The organism is Pseudomonas sp. ES1, assembly GCF_050586605.1.
In the GTDB taxonomy this organism is placed as follows: Bacteria; Pseudomonadota; Gammaproteobacteria; order Pseudomonadales; family Pseudomonadaceae; genus Aquipseudomonas; species Aquipseudomonas sichuanensis.
Window position 1 is genome coordinate 1 of record NZ_JBOBDM010000114.1, and the last position, 6,651, is coordinate 6,651.

At 64.3% G+C, this 6,651-nt stretch carries 9 protein-coding genes; 5 read left to right on the forward strand and 4 right to left on the reverse strand.

The genetic code is table 11. The features are described from left to right. Nucleotides 1-71: 71 nt before the first annotated feature. On the reverse strand, nucleotides 72-1,028 hold the full coding sequence (gene speB / locus ACQ4N9_RS26235; RefSeq protein ID WP_110993954.1) for an agmatinase: 957 nt from the start codon (nucleotides 1,026-1,028) through the stop codon (nucleotides 72-74). Between the two features lie 25 nt (nucleotides 1,029-1,053). Next, on the reverse strand, nucleotides 1,054-2,133 hold the full coding sequence (locus ACQ4N9_RS26240; RefSeq protein WP_390969127.1) for a polyamine ABC transporter substrate-binding protein: 1,080 nt from the start codon (nucleotides 2,131-2,133) through the stop codon (nucleotides 1,054-1,056). A 102-nt stretch (nucleotides 2,134-2,235) separates the two neighbouring features. Between ACQ4N9_RS26240 and ACQ4N9_RS26245 the strand changes: the two genes are divergently transcribed. The 3 genes from ACQ4N9_RS26245 (at nucleotide 2,236) to ACQ4N9_RS26255 (ending at nucleotide 4,263) form a co-directional block, all read left to right on the forward strand. Then, nucleotides 2,236-3,126, forward strand: a complete 891-nt coding sequence (locus ACQ4N9_RS26245; RefSeq protein ID WP_390969129.1) for a LysR family transcriptional regulator — start codon at nucleotides 2,236-2,238, stop codon at nucleotides 3,124-3,126. 77 nt (nucleotides 3,127-3,203) lie between these two features. Beyond that, the gene (locus tag ACQ4N9_RS26250; RefSeq protein ID WP_390969131.1) at nucleotides 3,204-3,674 is read left to right on the forward strand and encodes an LEA type 2 family protein; all 471 of its coding nucleotides are present in this window, start codon (nucleotides 3,204-3,206) and stop codon (nucleotides 3,672-3,674) included. A 28-nt stretch (nucleotides 3,675-3,702) separates the two neighbouring features. Then, complete coding sequence (locus tag ACQ4N9_RS26255; RefSeq protein ID WP_390969133.1) at nucleotides 3,703-4,263, forward strand: GNAT family N-acetyltransferase; 561 nt, start codon at nucleotides 3,703-3,705, stop codon at nucleotides 4,261-4,263. 12 nt (nucleotides 4,264-4,275) lie between these two features. Here the strand turns inward: ACQ4N9_RS26255 and ACQ4N9_RS26260 are convergent, their stop codons facing one another. Next, nucleotides 4,276-4,539 (reverse strand): hypothetical protein, encoded by a 264-nt coding sequence (locus ACQ4N9_RS26260; protein WP_390969135.1) that lies wholly within the window; start codon nucleotides 4,537-4,539, stop codon nucleotides 4,276-4,278. Nucleotides 4,540-4,667: 128 nt separating this feature from the next. Here ACQ4N9_RS26260 and ACQ4N9_RS26265 point away from each other — a divergent pair, with 128 nt between their 5' ends. Beyond that, entirely contained in the window at nucleotides 4,668-4,988 is a 321-nt protein-coding gene (locus ACQ4N9_RS26265; RefSeq protein WP_125464806.1) for a DUF883 family protein, read from the forward strand. Between the two features lie 7 nt (nucleotides 4,989-4,995). On the opposite strand, the gene ACQ4N9_RS26270 is transcribed toward ACQ4N9_RS26265, so the two are convergent. Further along, nucleotides 4,996-5,613, reverse strand: coding sequence for a tRNA-(ms[2]io[6]A)-hydroxylase (locus ACQ4N9_RS26270; protein ID WP_390969137.1), 618 nt, complete (start codon nucleotides 5,611-5,613; stop codon nucleotides 4,996-4,998). 155 nt (nucleotides 5,614-5,768) lie between these two features. Between ACQ4N9_RS26270 and ACQ4N9_RS26275 the strand changes: the two genes are divergently transcribed. After that, nucleotides 5,769-6,632: a universal stress protein gene (locus tag ACQ4N9_RS26275; protein ID WP_390969139.1), complete on the forward strand. Its 864-nt coding sequence runs from the start codon at nucleotides 5,769-5,771 to the stop codon at nucleotides 6,630-6,632. The last annotated feature ends 19 nt before the right edge of the window (nucleotides 6,633-6,651 follow it).

The window sequence follows — 6,651 nt, forward strand, 5'->3', positions numbered from 1 at the left end:
TTGTGGGTGCGGGGGGGGGAAGGTGGCGGGAGCACGCCTCTGTGACTTCCCCCGCGATCGTCTGCGTGTATTCAGCCCACTTTGTGCCGCGCGGCATACAGGCAAAGCATTTCCATTGCCAGCGTCGCCCCGGCCAGGGCGGTGATGTCGGCATGGTCGTAGGCGGGCGCAACTTCCACCAGGTCCATCCCCACCAGGTTGATGCCGCGCAGGCCGCCGAGGATCTCCAGCGCCTGCACCGTGCTCAGGCCGCCGCACACCGGGGTACCGGTACCGGGCGCATAGGCCGGGTCGAGGCAATCGATGTCGAAGGTCAGGTACACAGGCATGTCCCCCACCCGCTGGCGAATCGCCGCGATGATCGCCTCGGTGCCCTGGCGATGCACCTGGCGGGCATCGAGGATGGCGAAGCCCTGGCTGTCGTCGTTGGTGGTGCGCAGGCCGATCTGCACCGAGCGCGCCGGGTCTACCAGGCCCTCGCGGGCGGCGTGCCAGAACATGGTGCCGTGGTCGATGCGCTTGCCTTCCTCGTCGGGCCAGGTGTCGCTGTGGGCATCGAAGTGGATCAGCGCCAGCGGGCCATGGCGGCGGGCGTGGGCCTTGAGCAGCGGGTAGCTGATGAAGTGGTCGCCGCCCAGGGTGAGCATGGCGCAGCCGGCTTCGAGGATGCGTTCGGCATGGGCTTCGATGCTGTCGGGTACCGACGCCGGCGTGCCGCTGTCGAACGCACAGTCGCCGTAATCGATCACTGCCAGGTGGTCGAACGGGTCGAACGCCCACGGCCAGTGCCGGGCCCAGGCCTGCTGTACCGAGGCGGCGCGGATCGCCCGTGGGCCGAAGCGCGCCCCCGGGCGGTTGCTGGTGGCCGTGTCGAACGGCACGCCGCTGACCACCACGTCGACCCCGCGCAGATCGCGGCTGTAGCGGCGCCGGGAAAAACTGGTGATGCCGGCGTAGGTACTCTCGGCGGCGGTGCCGTAGAGGCTGTCACGGGTGATGGCCTGGTCATTGTCCTGGGCGAGATCCACGGTCTGTCTCCTGGTGTTGTCGTTGTTATTGGCGGCTGCGGAAGGCGGTCCACAGGCGATTGCGCTGGCGCAGGTCGGACAGCGCCATGCTGCGGTCGGCGAACAGGCGCTGGCGCACTTCGGCCGGGGGGTAGATGTCCGGGTCGGTGCGGATCGCCTCATCCACCAGCGGCGTGGCAGCCTGGTTGGCGTTGGCGAAGAACAGCGAGTTGGTCAGGGCGGCGACCGAGTCGGGGCGCAGCATGAAGGCGATGAAGGCCCGGGCGGCTTCGGGGTGCGGGGCATCCTTGGGGATCACCAGGTTGTCCTGCCACACCAGGGTGCCTTCACGGGGGATGCGGTAGATCAGCTCGAACGGCTTGCCGGCACGCCGGGCCTGGTCGGCGGCGGTGGCGGCGTCGCCGTTGTAGGTCAGTGCCAGGCACACGCTGCCGTTGGCCAGGTCGTTGATCTGGCGGCCGTTGGCCACGTAGCTGACCGAGGGCTGCAACTGCTGCAACAGGCCTTGGGCGGCGTCCAGGTCTTTCTTGTCCTGGCTGTACGGGTCCTTGCCCAGGTAGTTGAGGGTGAGGCCGATCACCTCCTGCGGTGAGTCGAGCATGGCGATCCCGCAGTCCTTGAGGCGGCTGGCGTACTCGGGTTTGAACAGCAGGTCGAGGCTGTCGAGGGGGACATCACCCAGGCGCTGGCGTACCGCCTCGACGTTCACCCCCAGGCCCAGCGTGCCCCAGGTGTAGGGCACGGCATGGCGGTTGCCCGGGTCGGCTTCGGCCAGCTTGGCCAGAAGATCCGGGTCGAGATTGGCGTAGCCTGGCATCGACTGCGCATCCAGCGGTTGCAGTGCCCCGGCCTTGAGCGTCCGGGCCAGCACGGTGGCCGACGGCACCACCACGTCATAACCGCTGCGGCCAGTGAGCAGCTTGGTTTCCAGCACTTCGGTGGTGTCGAAGGTGTCGTAGCGGACTTTGTAACCGGTCTCCTGCTCGAAGCGTTGCAGGGTTTGCGGGGCGACATAGTCGGCCCAGCTGTAGAGGTTGACGACCTTCTCTTCGGCCTGCAGCGGCAAGGCGATCAGCAGGGACAGCAAGCACAGCGTTCGACGCATGGCGGACACCTCGGCAAATGGGTGGATGCCGCCAGCATGCCTGCCGGGTTACATTGCAAAAATGGCAACTGTGTAAAGCTGACATTCACCTGGAGCAATGTAATGCTTGGACAACTCCATGACCTGGACCTGCACCTGCTGCGGCTGTTCGTGACTGTAGCCGAGGCTGGCGGCTTCAGTGCCGCACAGGGGGTGCTGGGGCTCAGCCAACCGAGCATCAGCCAGCAGATGGCCAAGCTGGAGACGCGCCTGGGCTATCGCCTGTGCAGCCGCGGCAAAGGTGGGTTTCGCCTGACCGAGAAAGGCGAACTGCTGCTGCAGGCGAGCCGTGGCCTGCTGCTGCAGATCGAGCAGTTTCGCCAACAGGCCAACGGCGTGGCCGGGCGCCTGCTGGGCAGTGTGCGCATCGGCCTTGCCGAGAACCAGGACAGCAGTGTCACCCTGCGCATCGCCCAGGCCATCGCGCGTTTTCGCCAGCGTGACGAGGCCGTGCAGCTGGAACTGATCAGCGCCCCGCCTGCAGAGCTCGAACGGCTGTTGCTGGAGCAGCGGCTGGATTGTGCGATCAGCTATTTTTCGGGCAACCAGGCGGCGTTCGACTATCAACCGCTGTTCGATGAACGCCAGCGTTTGTACTGCGGTGCGGGGCACGCCCTGTTCGAGGCTGTCGATGTCAGCCAGGAGCAACTGCTGGAGGTTAACCAGGTGCGCCACCCCTATCGCTTTCTCAAGCAGGGCGAGCCGTTCCAGAGCCGCTGCAGCATGGCGGTGGCGGAGCAGATCGACAGCGCGCTGACGCTGGTGCTGTCAGGCCGGCATATCGGTTACCTGCCCTGCCATTGCGCCGCGCCGTGGGAGGCGCAAGGGCTCTTGCGGGCGCTGGATACCGGGCTGGATTTCATCGTGCCGTTTACCTTGGCGCGGCATCGCGGGCAGGTGCCGGGGGAAGCGCAACGGGCTTTTGTCGAGGATTTGCTCGCGGTGTTTGGCTGAGGGCTGGTCAGTACTTTAAACGCCGCCGTGCATTTGCCACACTGCAGGCTCGCCCGTTAGTCGAGGCCGTGAACGCCATGCTTTTCCGCTGCTGCCTGATCCTGCTGTTGGCCCTGGGCCTCAATGCCTGCGCGCTGTTGCACAACCGCGACCCGCTGAACATCAGTGTGATCGGCATAGACCCCCTGCCCGGCCAGGACCTGGAGATCCGCATGGCGGTGAAGATCCGCGTGCAGAACCCCAACGAAACACCGGTCGACTTCAATGGCATCGCGCTCAATCTCGAGGTCAACGACCAGCCCCTGGCGGCTGGCGTGAGTGACCAGCGTGGGCACATCGGCCGTTACGACGAAGCCGTGATCGTGGTGCCGGTGAGCGTCACCGCCTTCGCCTTCCTGCGCCAGGCCTACGGCCTGAGCCGGGCGGATTCGCTGCAAGGGCTGCCTTATGTGCTGCGCGGCAAACTGGCCGGCGGCCCGCTGGGTACTGTACGTTTCACCGACAAAGGCAAACTGGACTTGCCTGCTGCCACCGCAGCCGGCTGGTAAACATCCTGAATTGGTAAAGGAGCTACCAATGTCTTCTACGCCTGAACTGAAAACCGCCCGGCTGCTGCTGCGCCCCTTGCAGTTGAGCGACGCAGAGGCCATCCAGCAGCTGTTCCCCCACTGGGAAGTGGTGCGCTACCTGAACGCCTTGGTGCCGTGGCCCTACCCGGAGGATGGTGCCTTGCGCTACCTGCGTGATATCTGCCTGCCGGCCATCGCTGCGGGGCGTGAGTGGCACTGGTCGATCCGCCTGCTCGAACGCCCGCAGCAACTGATCGGCAGCATCAGCCTGATGGACCTGCCCGACAACAACCGCGGTTTCTGGCTGGCACCCGCCCACCAGGGCCGGGGCTATATGACCGAGGCCTGCGCGGTAGTCGATGGGTTCTGGTTCAACACCTTGCAGCGCGAGGCCATGCGCGTGCCCAAGGCGGCGCCCAATGAAGCGTCCAGACGTGTTTCCCAGCGCGGTGGCATGCGCCTGCTGCGCACTGGGCAAGGCAACTTCGTGAGCGGTTGCCTGGCGCAGGAAGTGTGGGAGATCACTCGGCAGGAGTGGCTCGAGCTGGGTGCTGCAGGGGCCAGTTGAAAGTGGTCTGACTCAGCGGCCGGTGTTGGCGGCAGCCATCAGCTTGTTGACCTCGCTGCGCACCAGTTGGGTGAACTCGGGCGGCGACATGCCGTCCAGTTCGGCACGCACCCACTCTGCCCACTTGCTCTTGCGTCGCGGCTTTTCTGCAATCAGCCGCCCTGCTTCACCCTTGGCCTTGGCCAGGTTGCCTTGCCAATATTGGAACAAGCGCGCTTTCTCTGCCTCGATCTGCGCCCGTTCCGCGAAGCTCATGTTGGCCAGATTGAAACTCATGGGTAATACCTGCCACTGGAAAATGGGCGCTATCTTACACCGTAGCGGCCGAGCGTCGGTAAGCCGCTGCAACTTTCCCGACGCCACGGCATCCACTGTTCAACCCCACTCTGCACGAGGACGTGTACATGGCCAGGAATACCGCCGCGAAAAACAATGGTGAACAGATCAAGGACCAGGTGTTCAGCGAACTCCAGGCGTTGATCGAGGAGTCCGAGAAACTGCTCAGTGACAGTGCATCGCTGGTCGGCGAAGACGCTGACGGCCTGCGCGCCCAACTGGGGCTCAAGCTGCGCCAGGCCCGTGACGCCACCAGTCGCCTGGGCCAGAAGGCGCAACCGGTGGTCGATGCCACCGAGCAATACCTCGGCGGTCATCCGTGGCAGACGGTGGCGATTTCTGCAGGCTTCGGGTTGGTGGTGGGGCTGCTGCTGGGTCGCCGCCAATAGCGGCCGATCAGGCCGCGTGGGCCATGGGGATGCCGCTGTGGAAGCGCATCTCCTGGTCGGGCGAGCTGATCAGTTCGGCTTCTGCTTGCCGTACCTGCTCGACGACTCGGGCGATCTCGGCATCATCGCCGTACACATGGGCCAGCTTGAGGTAGCCCTGATAATGCCGGGCTTCGCTCTTGAGCAGGCCGTGGTAAAAGGTACCGAGTTCTTCGTCCAGGTGCGGTACGAGGGCAGCAAAACGCTCGCAGCTGCGCGCCTCGATAAAAGCCCCCACCACCAACGTGTCCAGCAGCTTCACCGGCTCGTGGGCACGCACCAGGCGACGCAGGCCCGAGGCGTAACGCCCGGCCGACACCGGCCGCAACGGTACACCGCGGCGCTTCATCAGCCGTAGCACCTGCTCGTGGTGAACCAGCTCTTCACGGGCCAGGCGCGACATCATGTTGATCAGGTCGAGGTGGGTGTTGTACTTGGCGATCAGGCTCAGTGCAGTGCTGGCAGCCTTGAATTCACAGTTCTTGTGATCGATCAGCAGGGTTTCCTGGTCGGCCAGCGCCGCCTCGATCCAGGCGTCTGGGGTACGGCAGCCGAGGAAGGCGTCGATTTCAGGAATCTGGGACATAACACTCACAATCACGAAAGATATCTGCAGGACCGGCGATTATACCGGCGGCAGCGGCGAGTGCCAGTGGCTATTCTTGACGCATATCAAGCGGCGGCAGGAGGTGCGCCGACTATAGTCAGGCATTGGTCGCCATCCAGAAGGGAGTTCACACCATGCAAGCCGTTCGCAGCATCCTTGTCGTTCTCGACCCCGAGCACGCCCACAGCCGCGCCCTGACCCGGGCCAAGCTGATCGCCGGCGTGACCGGCGCTCGCCTGCACCTGCTGATGTGCGACAAGAAGCATGACCACAGTGCGCTACTGAGCCTGCTCAGCAGCCAGTTGCATGATGACGGGTTTGACAATGTCACCCACGAGCAGGCCAGGCACGACACCCTGCATGAAACCATCATCAGTGTGCAGCAGGCCGAAGGTTGTGAGCTGGTCATCAAGGAACATCGGCCGGATAACCCGCTACGCAAGGCACTGCTCACGCCCAGTGACTGGAAACTGCTGCGTCAGTGCCCTTGTGCGGTGCTGATGGTCAAGAGTGAGCGGCCGTGGACTGGCGGGGTGATCCTGGCAGCGGTGGATGTGGGCAACCAGGATGAAGACCACCGCAGGCTGCATGCGAGCATCATCGACCATGGCTATGACATTGCCAGCCTGGCCAAAGGTGAGCTTCATGTGATCAGCGCACACCCCTCGCCCATGCTGTCGGCGTCCGACCCGGCTTACCAGCTTACCGAGACCATCGAGCAGCGCTATCGCGACGCCTGCAAGGCCTTCCAGGCAGAGTTCGACATCAGCGAGGAGCGCCTGCACGTAGCGGAGGGGCCGGCTGATGTACTGATTCCCTTTACCGAGAAGAAGTACGACGCCGTGGTGACCATCATCGGTACCGTGGCGCGGACAGGCATTTCGGGGGCTTTGATCGGTAATACTGCTGAAGTGGTGCTCGACGCTCTGGAAGGCGATGTGCTGGTGCTCAAGAGCGAGGAAGTGATAGCGCACCTTGCCGAACTGGCTCGCGGCTGAAGCGCTGATTTCCTCCTGG